19 protein-coding genes are annotated in these 20,050 nt (G+C 57.6%); 10 read left to right on the forward strand and 9 right to left on the reverse strand.

All coding sequences use genetic code 11. The features are described from left to right. Positions 1-15 precede the first annotated feature (15 nt). Together fdhF and hypF are read left to right on the forward strand one after the other, a co-directional pair. On the forward strand, positions 16-2,166 hold the full coding sequence (gene fdhF / locus JKP81_RS16200) for a formate dehydrogenase subunit alpha (RefSeq protein ID WP_200552531.1): 2,151 nt from the start codon (positions 16-18) through the stop codon (positions 2,164-2,166). Further along, entirely contained in the window at positions 2,150-4,408 is a 2,259-nt protein-coding gene (gene hypF / locus JKP81_RS16205; RefSeq protein ID WP_200552532.1) for a carbamoyltransferase HypF, read from the forward strand. The genes fdhF and hypF overlap by 17 nt, the downstream gene beginning before the upstream one ends. On the opposite strand, the gene norW is transcribed toward hypF, so the two are convergent. Then, a complete protein-coding gene (gene norW, locus JKP81_RS16210) occupies positions 4,389-5,522 on the reverse strand; it encodes an NADH:flavorubredoxin reductase NorW (RefSeq protein ID WP_200552533.1) in 1,134 nt (377 codons plus the stop codon). The genes hypF and norW overlap by 20 nt on opposite strands. Continuing rightward, entirely contained in the window at positions 5,519-6,970 is a 1,452-nt protein-coding gene (gene norV, locus JKP81_RS16215) for an anaerobic nitric oxide reductase flavorubredoxin (RefSeq protein WP_200552534.1), read from the reverse strand. The genes norW and norV overlap by 4 nt, the downstream gene beginning before the upstream one ends. Before the next feature lie 183 nt (positions 6,971-7,153). On the opposite strand from norV, the gene norR reads away from it, so the two are divergent. Beyond that, positions 7,154-8,668, forward strand: a complete 1,515-nt coding sequence (gene norR / locus JKP81_RS16220; RefSeq protein WP_200552535.1) for a nitric oxide reductase transcriptional regulator NorR — start codon at positions 7,154-7,156, stop codon at positions 8,666-8,668. 77 nt (positions 8,669-8,745) lie between these two features. Here the strand turns inward: norR and gutQ are convergent, their stop codons facing one another. The 7 genes from gutQ to srlA all read right to left on the reverse strand — a co-directional run bounded on the left by gutQ (position 8,746) and on the right by srlA (position 13,643). Beyond that, entirely contained in the window at positions 8,746-9,711 is a 966-nt protein-coding gene (gene gutQ / locus JKP81_RS16225) for an arabinose-5-phosphate isomerase GutQ (protein WP_200552536.1), read from the reverse strand. Beyond that, positions 9,704-10,477: a DNA-binding transcriptional repressor gene (locus tag JKP81_RS16230; protein WP_065370234.1), complete on the reverse strand. Its 774-nt coding sequence runs from the start codon at positions 10,475-10,477 to the stop codon at positions 9,704-9,706. Before JKP81_RS16230 ends, gutQ begins: the two co-directional genes overlap by 8 nt. 70 nt (positions 10,478-10,547) lie before the next feature. Then, the gene (gutM, locus tag JKP81_RS16235; RefSeq protein ID WP_200552537.1) at positions 10,548-10,904 is read right to left on the reverse strand and encodes a transcriptional regulator GutM; all 357 of its coding nucleotides are present in this window, start codon (positions 10,902-10,904) and stop codon (positions 10,548-10,550) included. A 46-nt stretch (positions 10,905-10,950) separates the two neighbouring features. Then, complete coding sequence (gene srlD, locus JKP81_RS16240; protein ID WP_200552538.1) at positions 10,951-11,730, reverse strand: sorbitol-6-phosphate dehydrogenase; 780 nt, start codon at positions 11,728-11,730, stop codon at positions 10,951-10,953. A 17-nt stretch (positions 11,731-11,747) separates the two neighbouring features. Then, complete coding sequence (gene srlB, locus JKP81_RS16245; protein WP_200552539.1) at positions 11,748-12,110, reverse strand: PTS glucitol/sorbitol transporter subunit IIA; 363 nt, start codon at positions 12,108-12,110, stop codon at positions 11,748-11,750. Between the two features lie 10 nt (positions 12,111-12,120). Next, positions 12,121-13,086 (reverse strand): PTS glucitol/sorbitol transporter subunit IIB, encoded by a 966-nt coding sequence (locus tag JKP81_RS16250; RefSeq protein WP_200552540.1) that lies wholly within the window; start codon positions 13,084-13,086, stop codon positions 12,121-12,123. Beyond that, the gene (gene srlA, locus JKP81_RS16255) at positions 13,083-13,643 is read right to left on the reverse strand and encodes a PTS glucitol/sorbitol transporter subunit IIC (protein WP_017459307.1); all 561 of its coding nucleotides are present in this window, start codon (positions 13,641-13,643) and stop codon (positions 13,083-13,085) included. Before srlA ends, JKP81_RS16250 begins: the two co-directional genes overlap by 4 nt. A gap of 272 nt (positions 13,644-13,915) precedes the next feature. Here srlA and mltB point away from each other — a divergent pair, with 272 nt between their 5' ends. From mltB to recX, 7 genes are all read left to right on the forward strand, one after another. Further along, entirely contained in the window at positions 13,916-14,998 is a 1,083-nt protein-coding gene (gene mltB, locus JKP81_RS16260) for a lytic murein transglycosylase B (RefSeq protein WP_200552541.1), read from the forward strand. A 227-nt stretch (positions 14,999-15,225) separates the two neighbouring features. After that, positions 15,226-15,900 carry a metal ABC transporter ATP-binding protein gene (locus JKP81_RS16265; protein ID WP_200552542.1) on the forward strand — a complete coding sequence of 225 codons (675 nt, stop codon included), beginning with the start codon at positions 15,226-15,228 and terminating at the stop codon, positions 15,898-15,900. Further along, complete coding sequence (locus JKP81_RS16270; RefSeq protein ID WP_200552543.1) at positions 15,897-16,760, forward strand: metal ABC transporter permease; 864 nt, start codon at positions 15,897-15,899, stop codon at positions 16,758-16,760. The genes JKP81_RS16265 and JKP81_RS16270 overlap by 4 nt, the downstream gene beginning before the upstream one ends. 12 nt (positions 16,761-16,772) lie before the next feature. Next, on the forward strand, positions 16,773-17,651 hold the full coding sequence (locus JKP81_RS16275; RefSeq protein WP_200552592.1) for a metal ABC transporter substrate-binding protein: 879 nt from the start codon (positions 16,773-16,775) through the stop codon (positions 17,649-17,651). 136 nt (positions 17,652-17,787) lie between these two features. Continuing rightward, positions 17,788-18,285: a nicotinamide-nucleotide amidase gene (pncC, locus tag JKP81_RS16280; RefSeq protein WP_200552544.1), complete on the forward strand. Its 498-nt coding sequence runs from the start codon at positions 17,788-17,790 to the stop codon at positions 18,283-18,285. 89 nt (positions 18,286-18,374) lie between these two features. After that, positions 18,375-19,439: a recombinase RecA gene (gene recA / locus JKP81_RS16285; RefSeq protein WP_017459314.1), complete on the forward strand. Its 1,065-nt coding sequence runs from the start codon at positions 18,375-18,377 to the stop codon at positions 19,437-19,439. Positions 19,440-19,507: 68 nt separating this feature from the next. After that, positions 19,508-20,008, forward strand: coding sequence for a recombination regulator RecX (gene recX / locus JKP81_RS16290; RefSeq protein ID WP_200552545.1), 501 nt, complete (start codon positions 19,508-19,510; stop codon positions 20,006-20,008). Positions 20,009-20,050 lie beyond the last annotated feature (42 nt).

Here is a 20,050-nt window from a genome sequence, read left to right on the forward strand (position 1 = left end):
ACAGGTCTGTTACTGATGAAAAAAATTACGAGCGTATGCCCTTACTGTGGCGCTGGCTGCAAACTGAAACTGGTCGTGGATAACGGAAAAATCATCCGTGCGGAAGCGGCCAACGGCCACACTAACCAGAACGAACTGTGCCTGAAAGGCTACTACGGCTGGGATTTCCTCAACGACACCAAACTGCTGACGCCGCGTCTGACCCAGCCGATGATCCGCTACGAAAAAGGCGGCAAACTGACGCCGGTCAGTTGGGATGAAGCGATCCGCTACACCGCCAAACGCCTTAGCGATATCAAAGCGAAATATGGCCCGCGCGCCATTATGACTACCGGCTCGTCACGCGGCACGGGCAATGAAACCAACTATGTCATGCAAAAATTTGCCCGCGGCGTGCTCAACACCAACAACGTCGACTGCTGCGCGCGTGTTTGCCACGGTCCGTCTGTTGCGGGTTTACAGGAAACGCTCGGCAACGGTGCGATGAGTAACTCTATTGGCGATATCGAAAACTCCAGTTGTTTGCTGGTGTTTGGCTATAACTGCGCCGATTCACACCCGATCGTCGCGCGCCGGGTGATCAAAGCCAAACAGAAAGGGGCGAAAATTATTGTTTGCGATCCGCGCCGCATCGAAACCGCGCGTATCGCCGACCAGCACCTGCAACTGAATAACGGCTGCAACATGGCGCTGGTCAACGCCTTTGGTTATGTGCTGCTGGAAGAAGAGCTCTACGATAAAGATTATGTTGCCAGCTTTACCACCGGGCTTGAGGCGTACCGCGAAACGGTAAAAGATTACGCGCCGGAAGCGGTGGAACACATTACCGGCGTGCCGGCAAAACAGGTACGTCAGGCGATGCGCACCTATGCCGCCGCGCCGTCTGCCACCATTATGTGGGGCATGGGCGTCACCCAGTTCGGCCAGGCGGTGGACGTGGTGAAAGGGCTCTCCAGCCTGGCGCTGCTCACCGGTAATCTTGGTCGTGAACATGTTGGTGTTGGCCCGGTACGCGGGCAAAACAACGTGCAGGGCGCGTGCGATATGGGCGTGATCCCCAACCAGTTCCCTGGCTACCAGGATGTGGTAAACCCGGAAGTACGCGCTAAATTCGCCAAAGCCTGGGGTATCGACCCGGCGGTGATGGACGATAAAGTAGGCGTGCGCATTACCGAAGTGCCGCACCTGGCGCTGGAAGGCAAAGTGAAAGCCTACTACATCATGGGCGAAGATCCGTTGCAGACCGAAGCGGATTTAGGCCTGGTGCGTAAAGGCTTTGAAGCGCTCGATTTCGTGGTGGTGCAGGACATCTTTATGACCAAAACCGCCGAACAAGCCGATGTGCTGCTGCCCGCCACCTCCTGGGGCGAACATGGTGGCGTATTTACCTGTGCCGATCGCGGTTTCCAGCGTTTTGAAAAAGCCATTGAGCCGAAGTACAACGTCAAGCGCGACTGGGAAATCATCAGCCTGATCGCCACGGCAATGGGCTACCCGATGCACTACGACAACAACCAGCAAATCTGGGATGAGCTGCGCGAGTTGTGCCCGCTGTTCTACGGGGTGACCTACGAAAAAATGGGCGATATGGGACACGTTCAGTGGCCTTGCCCGACGCTGGATCACCCCGGCACGCCATATCTGTATCAGAACAACAAATTCGATACACCGGACGGCAAAGGTCATCTTTTTGCTGCCCAGTGGCGTGCGCCAGCGGAACGCCCGGATGATGAGTTCCCACTGGTGCTCTGTACGGTGCGCGAAGTGGGTCACTACTCTTGTCGTTCAATGACCGGCAACTGTGCGGCGCTGCAAACCCTCGCCGATGAACCCGGATTTGTGCAGATTAACCCGGACGATGCGGCAGCGCTGGGGGTGCAGGATCGCCAACTGGTGTGGGTTGAGTCGCGTCGCGGCAAGGTGATCACCCGCGCGGATGTCAGCGAGCGCGTCAATCACGGCAGCGTGTATATGACTTATCAGTGGTGGATTGGTGCGTGTAACGAACTGACGCAGGATAATCTGGATCCGATTTCAAAAACGCCGGAGACCAAATATTGCGCAGTTCGGGTGAGTGCGATCAACGATCAGCGCTGGGCCGAAGAGTACACTCAGAGCACTTATCAACAGATGAAGAGTCGATTGCTCAATGCAGCAATGCAATGATGACACGGCCAACAGCAACGGTGTCTGTTTGCGCGTGTACGGAAAAGTACAAGGGGTGGGCTTCCGCCCCTTTGTCTGGCAACTGGCGCAACAGCTCGGGCTGAAAGGCGATGTCTGTAATGATGCGCAGGGTGTGGAGATTCGCCTGCTCGGTAACGAGCGCGAATTTCTCGCCCTGTTGCAGCAGCAGTGTCCGCCGCTGGCGCGCATTGATATGGTAACCAGCGCGCCGTTTTGCTGGTCCGTTTTACCGCTTGATTTCGCCATTCGCCACAGCGCGGGTGGCGCAATGAATACCCAAATTGTTCCCGACGCGGCAACCTGTCCGGCTTGCCTGGCGGAGATGAACGACCCTTCTGAACGCCGCTATCGCTACCCATTTATTAACTGCACCCACTGCGGGCCGCGCTTCACCATTATTCGCGCTATGCCTTATGACCGGCCTAACACCGCGATGGCACGTTTTCCGTTGTGCCCGGTTTGCGAATCCGAATACCGCGATCCGCTGGACCGGCGTTTTCACGCTCAGCCCGTCGCATGCCATGAATGCGGCCCCGCGCTTGAATGGCGCAGCGGCGAACAGCATGCACATGGGGAAGCGGCGCTACAGGCGGCTGTCGCGCTGCTAAAAAGCGGTGGCATTGTGGCGGTAAAAGGCATTGGTGGTTTTCATCTCGCTTGTGATGCAACGAACCAGGCGGCGGTGATGCATCTGCGCGCGCGAAAACATCGTCCGGCCAAACCGCTGGCGGTGATGGTACCCGGCGCGGAAGGCGTGACGACACAGGCGCAGCGTTTACTTGCGACACCCGCCGCACCGATTGTGCTGGTGGAAAAAGAGCGCGTGAGCGGGCTGTGCGAGGCGATAGCTCCCGGCCTTGATGAAGTGGGTGTCATGTTGCCTGCCAATCCGCTGCAACACCTGCTGGCGCAGGAACTACAGCGCCCACTGGTGATGACGTCCGGCAACCTGAGCGGCAAACCGCCCGCAATCGATAATGACGAGGCGTTAAGCGATCTGGCGGATATCGCCGACGGCTTTTTGCTGCACAACCGCGATATTGTCCAGCGCATGGATGATTCCGTAGTGCGCGCGAGCGGGGAGATGCTACGCCGTTCGCGCGGCTATGTGCCGGACGCGATGTCGCTGCCGCCGGGGTTTAACGATCTTCCGCCGCTGCTCTGTCTGGGCGCGGATCTGAAAAACACCTTTTGCCTGCTGCGCGGTAACAGCGCGGTGCCGGGTCAGCATTTTGGCGATCTCACCGATGAAGGCGTCGAAGCGCAGTGGTGCGGTGCGCTGCGCCTGATGCAGGATATTTACGATTTCCACCCGGAGCAGGTGGTGGTGGACGCTCATCCGGGTTATCGCACGCATCAATGGGCCAGCAGCTATGGCCTGCCGGTGCAGACGGTGTTGCATCACCACGCTCACGCCGCTGCCTGCCTTGGTGAACACGGCTGGCCGCTGGAGGGCGGCGATGTCATTGCAATAACGCTTGATGGCATCGGTATGGGCGAAGGCGGCGAGCTGTGGGGCGGCGAATGCCTGCGGGCCAATTACCGCGAGTGTGAGCACTTAGGCGGGTTACCGGCGGTGGCGCTCCCCGGCGGGGATTTAGCCGCGCAGCAGCCGTGGCGCAACTTGCTGGCGCAGATGCTGGCGTTTGTCCCTGACTGGCAGCGCTACCCGGAAACCGCCGATATCCAGCGGCAGAACTGGCCGATGCTGGCGCGCGCAATTGAACGCGGGGTTAATGCGCCGAAAGCCTCATCCTGCGGTCGCTTATTTGATGCCATTGCCTGTGCACTCGGTTGTGCGCCGCTGCACCTGAGCTATGAAGGTGAAGCGGCCTGCCAACTGGAAGCACTGGCGGCGAGCGTTGCGTCCGTTGAACATCCGGTTCAGATGCCGCTTTGCGGTACCATGCTGGATTTGGCGGCGTTCTGGCAACGCTGGCTGAACTGGCAGGCCACACCCGCCGAACGCGCATGGGCATTCCATGATGCGCTGGCGCAGGGCATGGCAGCACTGGCGCGGCAGGAAGCGGCACGGCGTGGCATTCATGTGCTGGCGTTCAGCGGCGGCGTAATGCATAACCGCCTGCTGAAAAAACGCTTACAGCACTATCTTGCGGAGTTTACTTTGTTGTTTGCGCACCAGCTCCCGGCCGGTGATGGCGGCATTGCTTTCGGCCAGGGGCTGGTAGCGGCAGCGCGGGCTATATCGCCAGCGCTTTAAGCAGGGCAAACGCCTCTTTCATTCTGTCTTCGCTGACCACGAACGCGCGCAGTTTATCCTCGGCGTCCAGCCCTTTTGCCACCATGCCGTCGGCCCCGGTGGTAATGTGCCAGCGCAGATCGGTGCGGTGCGTTTCCCCGGCCAGATGCAGCGGCATCAGCGGCGTTTTCACCTTCACCAGCATCGCGGGCAGTACCAGTTGCGTGCTGTTGCCGGTGAGGTTTTTCGCCAGCGTCATCGCGCTCAGTTGGATCGGTTGCAGGAACGGCAGCACCTGACCGTTGATCTGAGCACAGTCACCGAGAGCGAAGATGTGCGGATTGCTGGTTTGCAGCGTGCCGTCCACCACGATGCCACGCCCAACCTCCAGTCCGGCGTTCTGCGCCAGCGATACCTGCGGCGACAGCCCGGTGGCGGCAACGACCACATCCGCATCGATGTAGCGATCGTCATCCAGTTGCGCACGCACCCCCTGTTCATGCTCGTCGAGTTGCACTAAACGCGATTGCAGCAGCAGGCGTACGCCCAGCGCCGTCAGGCAGTGTTGCAGGCGGCCACTCACTTCCGGTGGCATTAACGAAGGCAGAATACTGGCGGCGTTATCCAAAACGGTCACGGTTTTGCCCGCGCGGCGAAAATCCATCGCCAGCTCGCAGCCAATCAGCCCGGCACCTACAATCAGCACGCGGCTGGCATCGCGCAGGGTGGTTTCACAGGCGTGATACTCCTGCAAGCTATTGAGCGTGAGCATTTTTTCGCGCCCCGGCAGCGGCGGAACGAACGCCTTTGCCCCGGTCGCCAGCACCAGTTTGTCGTATTGCCACTGTTTGTCGGCGCTTTTCACCACCCGCGCTTGCGTGTCGATGGCGCTGACGAAGGTGTACGGGAACAGCCGCAGATTATATTGCTCAGCGAACTCGCCCGCCGACTGGCGAATCAGATCCTCGGCGCGTTGCGCCTGGCTAATCACATGGCTGAGATCCGGCTTGTTGTACTCTTCCATGCCATCGGCGGCAATCAGCGTCAATGGTATGGTGCTGTCCAGTTTGCGGATGTTTTTCACCAGTGTCCGGGCGGCGAAGCCCGAACCGATAATGACAATACCTGCGCTCATTTTGCCTCCGTTGCCAGTTCGTCAAACACCTCTTTACCAAGGGAACATTCCGGGCAGAGGAAATTGTCCGGCACTTCGCGCCACGGCGTACCCGGTGCGACATCCTGCATCGGCTCACCTTTTGCCGGATCATAAATCCACTGGCACACACTGCACTGCATGGATGGGCCGAGATCGGCCGCTGCCGCCGCTGCGCAGGCGCAGGTTTCTTGTGCGCTGGCGGCTGGGCTGTTTACCGGCTCCGGCAGCGGCGACAGCGCCCACTGGCGGGCAATATCGCGCCCGTGCTGGCGGCACACTTCCAGCGCGTCGATATCCGGTCGCCACTTCGCTTTCAGGCTGACCGACATCTCAAAACCGGCGTCCTGTAAACGGGTTGACAGGCGGTCAACCGCGCCGCCGCTCCAGCCGTGGGAGCCAAAAGCGCTGGCGCGTTTATTGCGAAAACGCAGGCCGGTAATCTCTTCAACCAGCCCGGCGATTTTCGGCATCATCACGTTGTTCATGGTCGAGGTGCCGACCAGCACGCCTTTGGAGCGGAACACATTGGTCAGAATGTCGTTTTTATCGCTGCGGGCGACGTTGAAGATTTTTACCGCCACGCGCGGGTCGGCTTCGTTAATGCCCTGCGCAATAGCGTCGGCCATCATGCGGGTGTTGTTGGACATGGTGTCGTAGAAAATCGTGATCCGATCTTCCTGGTAATCCGCCGCCCATTTCAGATACAACTCAACAATTTGCGTCGGGTTATCGCGCCATACCACGCCGTGTGAAGTGGCAATCATATCGACAGGCAGGTTGAAGCCGAGGATCTCGGTGATTTTTGGTGTCACCAGGCGGCTGAACGGTGTGAGGATGTTGGCGTAGTAGCGCTGGCACTGCTCAAACAGTTCCGTTTGATCCACTTCATCATTGAACAGACGTTCATCGCAGTAGTGCTGACCAAAAGCGTCATTACTGAACAGCACCGCATCGCCAGTCAGGTAGGTCATCATGCTGTCCGGCCAGTGCAGCATTGGCGTTTCGACAAAAATAAGCTGTTTACCGTTGCCGATATCCAGCGTGTCGCCGGTTTTCACCACGTTGAAATTCCATTCAGGGTGGTGGTGATGGCCGTTAATCGAGTCGATGGCGTTATTGGTGCAATAAATTGGGGTGTTGGGGATATACGACATCAGTTCGGTCAGCGCACCGGCGTGATCTTCTTCCGCATGGTTGATAACGATGTAGTCGATCATCTGCAGATCGATTTCGCTGCGCAGGTTCTGCACGAACTCACGGCTAAATTTATGATCGACGGTATCGATCAGCACGTTTTTGCCTTCGCGGATCAAATAGCTGTTGTAGCTGCTGCCGCGCAGGGTTTTATATTCAGTGCCGTGAAAGTCGCGAACTTCCCAGTCACGTTGTCCGACCCAGTGAATGTTGTTTTTTACATGAATAGCCATATCAGTTGTCCTGTGCAGTTTTCTCAATTCGATGCAGGGCTAATATCAAGTTGCGTGCCAACTTTTTATTATGTTGATTTATAAGTTTTTTATTGATTCCTTGAAAAAATAAATTGTCAATATGACTATGATAAATACAGTCAATATGACACTATGCATTGTCAAAACGACAGTGAGGTAGGTATGAGTTTTTCGCTGAATGTACTGGCGGGGATCGCCATAGAACTGCAAAGCGGTATCGGCCATGCGGATCGTTTCCAGCGGCTAATCACCACTCTGCGCCAGGTGCTGGAGTGCGACGCTTCGGCGCTGCTGCGCTACGACGCACGGCAGTTTATTCCACTGGCCATCGACGGGCTGGCGCAGGATGTGCTGGGCAGGCGCTTTACGCTGGAAGGCCACCCACGGTTGGAGGCGATCGCCCGTGCAGGTGATGTTGTGCGTTTTCCCGCCGACAGCGATTTGCCCGATCCCTACGATGGGCTGATCCCCGGTCAGGAGAGCCTGAAAGTGCACGCCTGCGTTGGGCTGCCGCTGTTCGCTGGGCAAAATCTGATTGGTGCGCTGACGCTCGATGGCATGTCGCCGGATCAGTTCGACACCTTTAGCGATGAAGAGCTGCGGTTGATTGCCGCGCTGGCGGCAGGTGCGCTGAATAACGCGCTGCTGATAGAGCAGCTGGAGAGTCAGAATATGCTGCCTGGCGCACCGGCGGCATTCGAACAGGTAACGCGCAGCGAAATGATTGGCCTGTCGGCGGGCATGGAACAGCTAAAAAAAGAGATCGATATCGTTGCCGCTTCCGATCTGAACGTGTTGATCAGCGGTGAAACCGGCACCGGTAAAGAGCTGGTGGCGAAAGCTATCCATGAAGGTTCGCCGCGCGCCATCAATCCGCTGGTCTATCTCAACTGCGCCGCGCTGCCGGAAAGTGTGGCCGAAAGCGAACTGTTCGGTCACGTTAAAGGCGCGTTTACCGGCGCTATCAGCAACCGCAGTGGCAAATTCGAGATGGCGGACAACGGCACGCTGTTTCTCGATGAGATTGGCGAGCTGTCGCTGTCGTTGCAGGCGAAATTACTGCGCGTGCTGCAATACGGGGATATTCAGCGCGTCGGCGACGACCGCAGCCTGCGTGTGAATGTTCGCGTACTGGCCGCTACCAACCGCGACCTGCGTGAAGAGGTGCTGGCCGGGCGTTTTCGCGCCGATCTCTACCATCGGTTGAGCGTGTTTCCGCTTTCTGTACCGCCGCTGCGCGAGCGCGGGGAAGATGTTGTTTTACTGGCGGGCTACTTCTGCGAGCAGTGCCGTTTGCGGCTGGGGCTGGGGAGAGTGGCGTTAAGCCCCGGCGCGCGCGCGCATTTACTGAGTTATGGCTGGCCGGGCAATGTGCGCGAACTGGAACATGCCATTCACCGCGCGGTGGTGCTGGCGCGCGGTACGCGTAACCGTGATGACGTGGTGCTGGAAGCGCGCAATTTTGCGCTTAACGATGAACCGGTGGCCCCCTCCGCTGCGGTGACGCCGCTGCCCGTAGAGCAAAATCTGCGAGATGCGACGGAGGATTTTCAGCGGGCATTGATTTCCCGCACGCTGGAAGAGCAGGGCGGTAACTGGGCGGCCTGCGCGCGCGGTCTGGAGATGGATGTCGCCAACCTGCACCGGCTGGCGAAACGTCTGGGGCTTAAGCGTTAACGCATTCCCGCCTGCCTGAAATGGGTAAAGTGATGTCGCCAGCCTGCATCGGCTGGCGAAACGTCCGGGATGAAGCGTTACAGAATGCCGGCCTGGTAGAAATCTTGCAGGTTGATGGCGCCGACCAGTAAACCGGCGTCATCCACCACCGGGGCGGCGGCAATTTTGCGCTGCATTAAGCGCTCTTTAGCGTCCACGGCGCGGCTGCCCGCTTCCAGCGTGATGCCGCCGGGCGTCATCGCTTTATCAACTTGCGCGGTTAGCGCCCCGCCTGACACCAGCCAGCGGCGAAGATCGCCATCGGTAAATACACCTTTTACATGGCGCTGGCTGTCGCAGACCGCGACCAGACCCAAACCGGTGCGGCTCAGTTCCAGCATCGCGTCCATCACGCTGGTGGTAAGTTGCACCTGCGGGATCTGCTCCTCTTTGCGCATCAGATGATGCACTTTATTGAGTAACCGCGCGCCAAGCGCACCAGCCGGGTGGGAACGGGCAAAATCCTCTTCATCAAACCCGCGCGCCTGCATTACCGCCATCGCCAGCGCGTCGCCCATCATCAGCGTGTTGACGGTGCTGGAAGTGGGAGCCAGGTGCATGGGGCAGGCTTCGCGTTCAACCGAGATATCCAGCACCGCCCGTGCGGCGAGCGCCAGCGGGGAGCGCGGTTTGCCGGTCATCGCCAGCAGCGCGACGGATTTCTCTTCAAGACGCGGCAGGATCAGATCCAGCTCTTTGGCCGAACCGGAGTAAGAGATAAACAACATCACGTCGCGGCTTTCGATCATGCCAAGATCGCCATGCAGCGCTTCCGCCGGATGGACGAAAAACGCCGGTGTGCCGGTGCTGGCAAGCGTCGCCGCAATTTTTTTACCAATATGGCCGGATTTGCCGATCCCGGAGACGATGATTTTCCCCTCGCAGTGCAGCACGGTTTCGGCGGCGCGCACAAATGCTTCACCGAGGCGATCCGGCAGGCGGCTGGCTTCCTGAAGCTCCAGCAGCAGGGTTTGCCGTCCGGCGTTAATTAATGACTCACTCATGTTTTTCTCCGGCAATGATCACTTCAACCCCTTTGGCTTCCAGCGCGGCGCGCACGTCGGCGGCGATCCCCGAATCGGTGATCAGTTTATCCACGCTCTCCAGGCTACAGACCACATTCGGGCTTTTACGGCCAAATTTGGAGGAGTCTGCCATCAGGATCACTTCCCGCGCGGCGTTACACATCGCTTTGCTGACGGTGAACACCTCGTTAAACGTGGTGACGCCCGCGTTCAGATCGATGCCGTCGGTGCCCATAAACAGCTTGTCAAAGCTGAAATGCTCAAAGGCGTTTTCCGCCAGTTGGCCGTGGAACGAGGCCGATTTCTTACGGAAGGTGCCGCCCGGCATCAGGATCGTTTGCTCGTTATCCAGCTCAGATAGGGCGTTAACGATATGCAAACTGTTGGTCATTACCGTGATGTTATTGAAGTGGCTGAGCAACGGCACCATTTGCAGCACCGTACTGCCCGCATCAAGGATGATCGAATCGCCGTCGTGGATGTAGGTCACTGCCGTTTCGGCAATCAGCCCTTTTTGCACGGTATTGATAAGCGTCTTGTGATCAATCGGGGGATCGGCTTCATCTTTGTTGAGCACCACACCGCCATAAGTGCGGATCACCGCGCCGGAATGTTCCAGCGCGACGAGATCTTTACGTATGGTCGTCCCTGTGGTGTCGAAGTAAGCTGACAGCTCTTCAACAGAACACTTTCCCTGCTTTTGCAGATGCTCAAGAATAGCCGCCTGACGCTGACGTGGTTTCATAGGCGCTGATATCCTGCGTTACGTTGCGAAATGATAATTTCGCAAGCTATTAGCGTTCACAACGAAATTATCAATGTTTCATTTTAAGCGCTAATGATAGAGCATTCTGACAGCCCGGATCATGGGGAAAGATCACATCAGGCTCTAATTCCTCTCTTTTTATCCCCATTACGTGGTCGATTTTTGTTGGTCGGGCAAAAACGGTGAGACCGCGCATTAGCAGGGTGTCGGTCACGCGGTCTTGTTGATCAAACGCGACGGCCAGCACCACGCGCGGTTTGAAACGCCCGCCGGAGCGCCCAACGCCGACGCGCCCGCGCTGGCACAGCGTATCAAACGCTTTGTTAAACTCGCGGATTTGCCAGCCGCCAAGCGCCATCTGGCAAAGCCAGGCGATGGCGGCAACGGTAATCAGGGCTGAAACCATAGCGATCTCCTTTTAAATCAGGCCCCCGCGCGGAGGGCCATGCGGATCAGAACATCACCTGACCGCCGGTGACATTAATCGACTGACCGGTGCAGTAAGAGGCTTTGGGGCTGGCGTAAAACATCAGCACGTTCAGCACATCCTGGTAGTCGCAGCCGCGCTTGAGCGGCACTTTGTCGACGTAATATTGCTCCACTTCGTCCGCCGCGATGCCCAGTTTGCTGGCATATTGCGGGATAAGTGACTGGAACATCGGTGATTTCAATAAGTTGCCCAGCATCAACGAATGCACGGTAATGCCGTACTCGGCCAGATCCAGCGCCAGTGATTGCGTTAAGCCCACGCCGCCGAACTTCGCCGCGCTGTAGCCGGAGTTGTGTTTGCTGCCCACTTTGCCGGATTTGGAGTTGATTTGGATGATGCGCCCCTGAATGCCGTCGCGAATCATCAACTTCGCGAACTCGCGTGCGCAAAGGAAATAGCCCACCAGGTTCACCTGCAAGGAACGGTCGAAATCGCCGAGCGCGAAGTCGCTGATAAATGCCGCTTTGGCGATACCGGCGCTGTAGACCAGCAAATCCGCGCGGCCAAAAATCTCATCCACACCGCGCGCCAGCGCCAGTACGCTGTGCTCGCTGGTGGCGTCCGCGCCAAAGCCGTAGGCCATCCCTTCGCCAAACTCGCTGTTGATCTCCTGGGCGACATTTGCCGCTTTATCACTTTGAATATCCACTACCGCCACGCGGTAACCTTCTGCGGCAAGCCCACGGCTAAGGAACGCCCCAAGGGTTTGTCCTCCACCAATGACAACGGCAACCTGTTTCATACTCTTCTCCTTACGACTTAAGCGACAAATTTCAAAATGCAGCCGGGGGCGATTCCGTCAGGCACCGGGCCTGCGACGTGTACCGTTCCGGGGTATTCCGCCTGCGTTTGTCCATCGAAACGCAGGGTGATATGACCCAGCTCACGCAGATTCTGCTCGGCCACGTTGCCTACGGCCGTGACCGGGTAGCGGCGTTCGCCCAGTTCAAACTGCGCACCGGGTAACAGCGCGCCCGAAAGCGCACCGTGGTTGTGGATAAAACAGAACTCGGCGACATCCGCAGGCGCGCCTTCGCGGAAGGTGATCAGCATGTTGTCGCTCAGCGCATCCGGGGCGCTCTCACCGATGTGGGTAATGGTGGTTTGATAAATCACACTCATAAAACACCCCTTATTGATAAATGAAACCGGAGACAAACCAGGCGACTAACACCGTTGGCGCACCGGTTAAAAATCGGCTGACCAGCACGGAGGGCACGCCGACGCGGACCGTCTCCTGACGCGCTTCCGCCAGCGACAAGCCCACCGGGATAAAGTCGCACGCCGCCTGGGCGTTAATGGCGAACAGCGCGGGCAGGGCGAGATGTGGCGGGATATTGCCGAGGCCGATCTGCACACCAATCAGCACACCGATGACCTGGGCAATCACCGCGCCTGGGCCGAGGAAGGGTGACAGCAGCGGGAAGGAACAGATTAGCGCCAGCGTCACCAGCCCGAGCGGATGGCTGGCAAGCGGCGCGAGGCCGTGGGCAATCCAGTCGCCAAGCCCGGAGGCCATGATGATGCCGATCAGCGCCGAGACGAAGGCCATAAACGGCAGAATGGTTTTCAGCACCGTGTCGATGGTGTCGCGTCCGGCCTGGAACAGCACCGCGACCGCCGAGCCCATGCCCATGCCGACTTTCGCCAGCAGGCCATCGCTCTGCTCGGTGATCTTTTTGCTGGTGTCGTAATCCTTTGTCACCGTGCGTTTTGGCGCGACGGTCGGCGCTTCACCGTGCAGATGGATATTTTCCTCTTTCACGCCAGAGACATAGATATCCTCCAGAATGTACTGCGCCAGCGGGCCCGATTTCCCGGTGGCGTGGATATTCACCGTCGGGATACGGCGTTTCGGATAGATGCCGCAGCGCAGCGTACCGCCACAGTCGATCACCGCGACGCCGATCTCCTCTGCTGGCGGTTCGCCCTCTTTAAAGCCGTCTACCGCCTGCCAGCCAGTGAGTTGCGCCAGCTTGTCGACAATTGCCGGACGGGTGCCTGCAGTGATATAGACGATTTTTTTCTCAGTGCTGGCGTCGATTTCCAGCGGGCCGCCCCAGCCGCCGGTGCCTTTTTCAATCACTATGCGCGTCATGATGTTGCTCCAGCGAGTTGGACTTTTTGTTCAAGCTGAATGCCCATTTTCTTCTCGAAAATGGACGTGGTCAGGTCGGTAACCCAGCCGCGGAAGAAGTTGGTCACCAGGCCGACCAGCAGGTAGCTCACCGCCAGCGGGCCGAGCGGCAAGCCCAGCGTTGTCAGACCGTTGGCAATCCCCAGATAAACAAACAACTCGCCAGGGTTGATATGCGGAAACAGGCCATTCATCGAGTGGCAACTGTAGGAGGCGGCAGCGTAATAACTGGGTTTGTACTTCTCTGGCATAAAGCGCCCGAGGCTCAGCGTCATAGGGTTGCAGAAGACAAACGTGCCGACGCAGGGCAGCAGTAAATAACGGGCAAGTGGATTGCCCGCGCAGCGCTGGGCAAATTTTTCGATACGGTGTTGGCCAATAAAGTTAATCAGTGCGTTCATGATGACCAACAGGCTTATCAGTAGCGGCAAAATACCGGTCACCATGCCGGTGAACACTTCGCCGCCTTTCTGAAACAGCCCGATGAACCATTCGGCACCATGCGTAATGGTTTCCATTGTTCTCTCCTGTAGGGTTGTCGTTTTGTTGTTTAACCGTGCACTATCATAATCATTATGAAAGGTTGAAATGTGTTATTTAGATCTCGTTATGAAAGAAAAAATGATCATTGTGAAAGTTTTCGCGAGAGTGAACGGAATTAAATGAACGCGTAATGGAAAGTGAAAAAGTGAAGTGAGATCGCGTGCGCAGGCGTTACGGCGCTTCCTTGTCGGTACGCAGATGCTTTACCATACTTGCTCCTGGCTGATTCGTTTAAAATGGAAGTCCCATGTTGAAGCGTTGTTACGCAGCATTACTGCCTGCGTTTGTTGTGCTCTGTGCCTGTAGCAGTAAACCCCCGCTTGCTGAAACCCCGCAAACCGCGTCGCCCGCGCCTTCCGGCGGTTTCCTGCTCGAGCCGCAGCACAATGTTCTGATGACCGGCGGTGACTTTGCCAATAACCCGGCGGCGGAGCAGTTCATCAATATGATGGTCAGCAAGCACGGTTTTGACCGCCAGCAACTGCATGAAATTCTCTCGCAGGCCAAACGCCTGGATTACGTGTTGCGCCTGATGGATAAGCAAGCGCCGACGACAGCGGGACCCACCGGGCCGAACGGCGCCTGGCTGCGCTATCGCAAGCAGTTCATCACCCCGGACAATGTGCAAAATGGCGTGGCGTTCTGGAATCAGTATGAAGACGCGCTTAACCGCGCGTGGATGGTTTACGGCGTGCCGCCGGAAATTATCGTTGGCATTATCGGCGTGGAAACCCGCTGGGGCCGCGTGATGGGCAAAACGCGTATTCTGGACGGGTTAGCGACGCTGGCCTTCGCTTACCCGCGCCGCGCGGAGTATTTCGCCAGCGAGCTGGAGACGTTCCTGCTGATGGCGCGTGATGAGAGCGACGATCCGCTTGATCTGAAAGGTTCTTTCGCTGGCGCAATGGGCTATGGACAATTTATGCCCTCTTCATACAAGCAGTACGCCGTCGATTTCAACGGCGACGGGCATATCAACCTGTGGGATCCGGTGGATGCCATTGGCAGCGTGGCGAACTACTTCAAACAGCACGGCTGGGTGAAAGGCGATGTGGTGGCGATCCCGGCCAACGGCCAGGCGCCGGGGCTGGAAAATGGCTTTAAAACGAACTACAGCGTCGGGCAACTGGCTGCCGCGGGCTTAACGCCACAGCAGCCGCTGGGCGCGCACCAGCAGGCGAGTCTGCTGCGCCTTGATGTGGGCACCGGCTATGAGTACTGGTACGGTCTGCCGAACTTCTTCACTATCACCCGCTATAACCACAGCACACACTACGCGATGGCGGTCTGGCAGCTCGGCCAGGCGGTTTCACTGGCGCGCGTTCGCTGATCTCTCTCCCCTCCTGCGGGAGGGGAACCTGAAACATTTCGATGCACTCCCGTTACGCATAGCGATTTACTTAGTCATTCATACTGATTATTGTTACGTTATAACATATGAGGTGTGTGAATGATTCCCGTAACGCTGTTTTCCCTTTCCGGCACGATCCGCTTAGTGCTGGCGGCCGCGCTATTAGCGGTGCTTTGGCTCCTGACAAACTGGGCGGTTGCGCTGCCATGATTGAACTTGACCATTTGGTCGCAGGCTACGATCGCCTTGCGATCACGCCGGCGCTGTGCGGCACGCTGGCGCGCGGCAGCATGACGGCGATTGTTGGCGCAAACGGCTGCGGCAAATCGACACTGTTAAAAACGCTGGCCGGATTTTTACCGCCGGTGAGCGGCGTTTTGCGCTGGCAACCGGTGCGGCCAGTCATTGGCTGGCTGGCGCAGCGCCACGCGCTGGAATCACAATTTCCGCTCACCGTGCAGGACGTAGTGAGTATGGGGTGCTGGCCGCGCGTTTCGCTGTTTCGCGGGTTGAACCGCGATGCCCGCAGCCGAATCGCTCAGGGGCTGGAGCGCGTTGGGCTGGCGGCAATGGCGCACGAGACAATTGATACACTTTCCGGCGGGCAGTTTCAGCGCATGCTGTTTGCCCGCGTCTGGGTGCTGAACGCGCCGCTGGTCATGCTCGACGAGCCGTTTACCGGTATTGATGAAGCCACATCGCAACTGTTGATGGAGCAGATTGTGGACATGCATCGCGGCGGGCAAACCATTCTTGCCGTGCTGCACGATAGCGAGCGCGTGTCTCGCTACTTCCCGCAAACATTACGCCTCGACGAACGCGTGGCGCAGTGGGGCGCGACCGTGCATTTCGCGGTAAAAGATGAGGTGTGCAGGGCATGATCTGGCATCTCTTTTTTCAGCCGTTTATCGAATTTGGCTTTATGCGCCGCGCACTGGTGGTGTGTCTGGCGCTCTCCATCAGTACCACGGCGCTGGGCGTTTTTTTGCTGCTGCGCCGCATGAGCCTGATGGGTGATGCGCTGTCGCACGCCATTCTGCCTGGCGTGGCGGTGGGCTATTTGCTAAGCGGGATGTCGTTGCTGGCGATGAGTATCGGCGGTTTTGTCGCAGGTATCACCGTCGCGCTGGTGGCTGGTTGGGTAAGCCGCCGCACGCCGCTTAAAGAGGACGCCAGCTTTGCCGGTTTCTACCTCGGGTCGCTGGCGCTCGGCGTCACGCTGGTTTCGCTGCGCGGCTCCAGTGTCGATCTGCTGCATCTGCTGTTTGGCTCGATTCTGGCGGTCGATCGCGACTCGGCGCTGTTTGTCGCGGGTGTGGCCAGCCTGACGCTGCTGGTGCTGGCGTTTTGCTATCGCGGCATGGTCAGTGAAGCGTTCGACAACGCGTTTTTGCAGGTTAACTCGCCGCGCGCGCCGGGCTTGCTGCACGGGCTGTTTCTGGCGTTACTGGTGCTCAACCTGGTGGCTGGCTTTCAGGTGCTCGGCACATTAATGGCCGTGGGCGTGATGATGCTCCCCGCTGTGGCAGCGCGCTGCTGGGCGCGGACATTACCCGGATTATTGTTGCTGGCGGCCAGCATTGGCGCGCTGTGCGCCTGGCTTGGGTTAAGTCTGTCGTGGATGGCGGGGTTGCCCGCCGGACCGGCGATTGTGCTGACCGCCAGTATTGTCTTCTTTTTTTCCATTTTATTCGGCACGCGCAGTGGGCTGGCTCACAGCCTGCGCGCACTTTTAACGTAGCAAGGGGAAATGATGAAACGGACAGGGCTTATTCTGGCGCTGGCGCTCGGCCTGGTGGCGCAGGGCGCAATGGCAAAAACAGTAAATGTGGTCGCCAGCTTCTCGATTCTGGGCGATATCACCCAGCAGGTTGGTGGCGATCACGTCAAGGTGACCACGCTGGTGGGGCCGGATGGCGATCCGCACACCTTTGAACCATCGGCGAAAGACAGCGCGCTGCTCAACAGCGCCGATGTGGTGGTGGTGAACGGCCTGGGGCTGGAAGGCTGGCTGGATCGTCTGGTGAAAGCCTCTGGCTTTAAAGGCCAGCTTGTCGTCGCATCAACTGGTGTTGCAACGCATACGCTGGAAGAAGATGGCGCAACAGTGACCGATCCCCACGCCTGGAACAGCGCCGCGAATGGCGCGCTGTACGCAAAGAATATTCTCGCCGCGCTGGTGAAAGCCGATCCGGCTGATGAAGCCGCGTTGAATGCTTCCGGTCAGCGTTATATCGACCAGTTAAACAAGCTGGATAGCTGGGCAAAAGAGCGCTTCAGCGCGGTGCCGCAGGCGAAACGTAAAGTGCTGACCAGCCACGATGCGTTTGGCTATTTTGCTCGCGCTTACGGCGTTGATTTCATGGCGCCGCAAGGCATCTCTTCTGAAAGTGAAGCCAGTGCCGCACAGGTGGCCTCGCTTATCAAACAGATTAAAGCCGATGGCGTGAAAGTGTGGTTTATGGAAAACCAACTGGATCCACGGCTGGTGAAACAGATCGCCAGCGCAACCGGCGCGCAACCGGGCGGCGAGCTTTATCCGGAAGCGTTAAGCGCCAAAGGCGGGGTGGCAGATACCTATCAGAAAGCCTTTCGTCATAATGTCGACACTATCTATAACAGCATGAAGTAACTGGCAATAAGCCACGCAGGCCAGCGCTCGCTGGCCTTTTTTCGGAAGCCTCCTCGTAAATTCGCCATCCCGTCCCCATCTTTTCGCGGAAAGTGGTATCTTTTCCGCCACATTTTTTAGACGCACGGGAGCCATCATGACGGACAATGAATTAATGCAGCTCAGCGAACGCATCGGGCTGGCGCTTAAGGCGCGCGGCGCGACGCTGACCACGGCGGAGTCCTGTACCGGCGGTTGGGTGGCGAAGGTGGTAACCGATATCGCTGGCAGTTCCGCCTGGTTTGAACGCGGGTTTGTTACCTACAGTAATGAAGCGAAAGCCCAAATGATTGGCGTACAGCCCGCCACGCTGGATGCGCACGGCGCGGTCAGCGAGCAGGTGGTGGTCGAGATGGCGATTGGTGCGCTGAAAGCGGCGCGCGCCGACTATGCGATTTCCATCAGCGGCATCGCCGGGCCGGATGGCGGCAGCGACGAGAAGCCGGTTGGCACCGTCTGGTTTGGCATTGCCAGCGTCAGTGGGGAAGGGATCACGCGGCGTGAATGCTTCTCAGGTGACCGTGAAGCGGTGCGCAGACAGGCTACCGCCTATGCTCTGCAAACCCTTTGGCAACATTTTCTACAAAATGCTTGATACTGTATGACCATACAGTATAATTGCGACAACAGAACAGTAATTCACCGCGGAGCGTAACGCGCTTCACTCTGCATGAAGGAGTAATCATGGCTATCGACGAAAACAAACAAAAGGCGCTTGCAGCCGCACTGGGTCAGATCGAAAAGCAATTCGGTAAAGGCTCCATCATGCGTCTGGGTGAAGACCGTTCCATGGATGTGGAAACCATCTCTACCGGTTCGCTCTCGCTGGATATCGCGCTGGGCGCGGGCGGTTTGCCGATGGGGCGTATCGTCGAAATTTACGGGCCTGAATCTTCAGGTAAAACGACGCTGACCCTGCAAGTAATTGCCGCTGCGCAGCGCGAAGGCAAAACCTGTGCGTTTATCGATGCGGAACACGCGCTGGATCCGGTTTACGCTCGCAAACTGGGCGTTGATATCGACAACCTGCTCTGTTCTCAGCCGGACACTGGTGAACAGGCGCTGGAAATCTGTGACGCGCTGGCGCGCTCCGGTGCGGTTGACGTGCTGGTGGTCGACTCCGTTGCGGCGCTGACGCCGAAAGCGGAAATCGAAGGCGAAATCGGCGACTCTCACATGGGCCTTGCGGCGCGTATGATGAGCCAGGCGATGCGTAAACTGGCCGGTAACCTGAAACAGTCCAACACGCTGCTGATCTTCATCAACCAGATCCGTATGAAAATTGGCGTAATGTTCGGTAACCCGGAAACCACCACTGGCGGTAACGCGCTGAAATTCTACGCCTCTGTGCGTCTGGATATTCGCCGTATCGGTGCGGTGAAAGAGGGTGATAACGTTGTCGGCAGCGAAACCCGCGTGAAAGTGGTGAAAAACAAAATCGCTGCGCCGTTCAAACAAGCTGAATTCCAGATCCTCTACGGCGAAGGCATTAACTTCTACGGCGAGCTGGTCGATCTTGGCGTGAAAGAGAAACTGATTGAAAAAGCGGGTGCCTGGTATAGCTACAACGGCGACAAAATTGGTCAGGGTAAAGCGAACGCAACGACCTGGCTGAAAGAAAACCCGGCGGCGGCGAAAGAGATCGAGAAAAAGCTGCGCGAAATTCTGCTCAGCAACCAGAATTCTTCTGCTGAATTCACTGCCGATGGCAATGACGAAGACGTTGAAGAAACCAACGAAGATTTCTGATAATTTCAATGATAATCAAGGGCTGCTGATGCAGCCCTTTTGCTTTTCTACGCACACAGGATTAAGCCATGCCTGAAAACCCTTCTCGCCGCTCCGCCGTTTCCCGCCTGCGTGACAGAGCGATGCGGATTCTGGCGATGCGCGATCACAGCGAAAAAGAGTTTCGTCGCAAATTAACCGCGCCAGTAATGAGTAAAAACGGCCCGGAAGAACTGGATATCACGCCGGAAGAGGTCGAAGAGGTCGTTGCGTGGTGTCTGGAGCATAACTTTCTTGATGACATGCGCTTTGTGCGCCAGTTTATCGCCAGCCGTGCGCGTAAAGGTTATGGTCCGGCACGCATTCGACAGGAATTAAACCAGAAAGGGATCTCGCGCGAAGACTGTGAAAGCGCGCTACGCGAATGCGATATCGACTGGGTGGAGAGTGCCCGTGCGCAGGCGCAGCGCAAATATGGTGAACCGCTGCCGACTGAATATGCGGCGAAAGTAAAAGTGCAGCGTTTTTTGCTCTATCGCGGCTTTATGCAGGAAGATATTCAGGAAATATGGCGAAATTTTGCCGACTGAGCGCATACGGGATTTTACTTCGCAGTAAAGAAAACTTATCTT

Source organism: Kosakonia sp. LAM2021, from assembly GCF_016620385.1.
Taxonomy (GTDB): Bacteria; Pseudomonadota; Gammaproteobacteria; order Enterobacterales; family Enterobacteriaceae; genus Kosakonia; species Kosakonia sacchari.

Coding starts and splice junctions, on each gene's coding strand:
- JKP81_RS16230 (WP_065370234.1), bottom strand. CDS start 10,477: ATGAAACCACGTCAGCGTCAGGCGGCTATTCTTGAGCATCTGCAAAAG.
- hypF (WP_200552532.1), top strand. CDS start 2,150: ATGCAGCAATGCAATGATGACACGGCCAACAGCAACGGTGTCTGTTTG.
- norV (WP_200552534.1), bottom strand. CDS start 6,970: ATGGCTATTCATGTAAAAAACAACATTCACTGGGTCGGACAACGTGAC.
- fdhF (WP_200552531.1), top strand. CDS start 16: ATGAAAAAAATTACGAGCGTATGCCCTTACTGTGGCGCTGGCTGCAAA.
- mltB (WP_200552541.1), top strand. CDS start 13,916: ATGTTGAAGCGTTGTTACGCAGCATTACTGCCTGCGTTTGTTGTGCTC.
- srlB (WP_200552539.1), bottom strand. CDS start 12,110: ATGAGTGTGATTTATCAAACCACCATTACCCACATCGGTGAGAGCGCC.
- gutM (WP_200552537.1), bottom strand. CDS start 10,904: ATGGTTTCAGCCCTGATTACCGTTGCCGCCATCGCCTGGCTTTGCCAG.
- gutQ (WP_200552536.1), bottom strand. CDS start 9,711: ATGAGTGAGTCATTAATTAACGCCGGACGGCAAACCCTGCTGCTGGAG.
- srlA (WP_017459307.1), bottom strand. CDS start 13,643: ATGGAAACCATTACGCATGGTGCCGAATGGTTCATCGGGCTGTTTCAG.
- srlD (WP_200552538.1), bottom strand. CDS start 11,730: ATGAAACAGGTTGCCGTTGTCATTGGTGGAGGACAAACCCTTGGGGCG.
- recX (WP_200552545.1), top strand. CDS start 19,508: ATGCCTGAAAACCCTTCTCGCCGCTCCGCCGTTTCCCGCCTGCGTGAC.
- recA (WP_017459314.1), top strand. CDS start 18,375: ATGGCTATCGACGAAAACAAACAAAAGGCGCTTGCAGCCGCACTGGGT.
- JKP81_RS16250 (WP_200552540.1), bottom strand. CDS start 13,086: ATGACGCGCATAGTGATTGAAAAAGGCACCGGCGGCTGGGGCGGCCCG.
- pncC (WP_200552544.1), top strand. CDS start 17,788: ATGACGGACAATGAATTAATGCAGCTCAGCGAACGCATCGGGCTGGCG.
- norW (WP_200552533.1), bottom strand. CDS start 5,522: ATGAGCGCAGGTATTGTCATTATCGGTTCGGGCTTCGCCGCCCGGACA.
- norR (WP_200552535.1), top strand. CDS start 7,154: ATGAGTTTTTCGCTGAATGTACTGGCGGGGATCGCCATAGAACTGCAA.
- JKP81_RS16275 (WP_200552592.1), top strand. CDS start 16,773: ATGAAACGGACAGGGCTTATTCTGGCGCTGGCGCTCGGCCTGGTGGCG.
- JKP81_RS16265 (WP_200552542.1), top strand. CDS start 15,226: ATGATTGAACTTGACCATTTGGTCGCAGGCTACGATCGCCTTGCGATC.
- JKP81_RS16270 (WP_200552543.1), top strand. CDS start 15,897: ATGATCTGGCATCTCTTTTTTCAGCCGTTTATCGAATTTGGCTTTATG.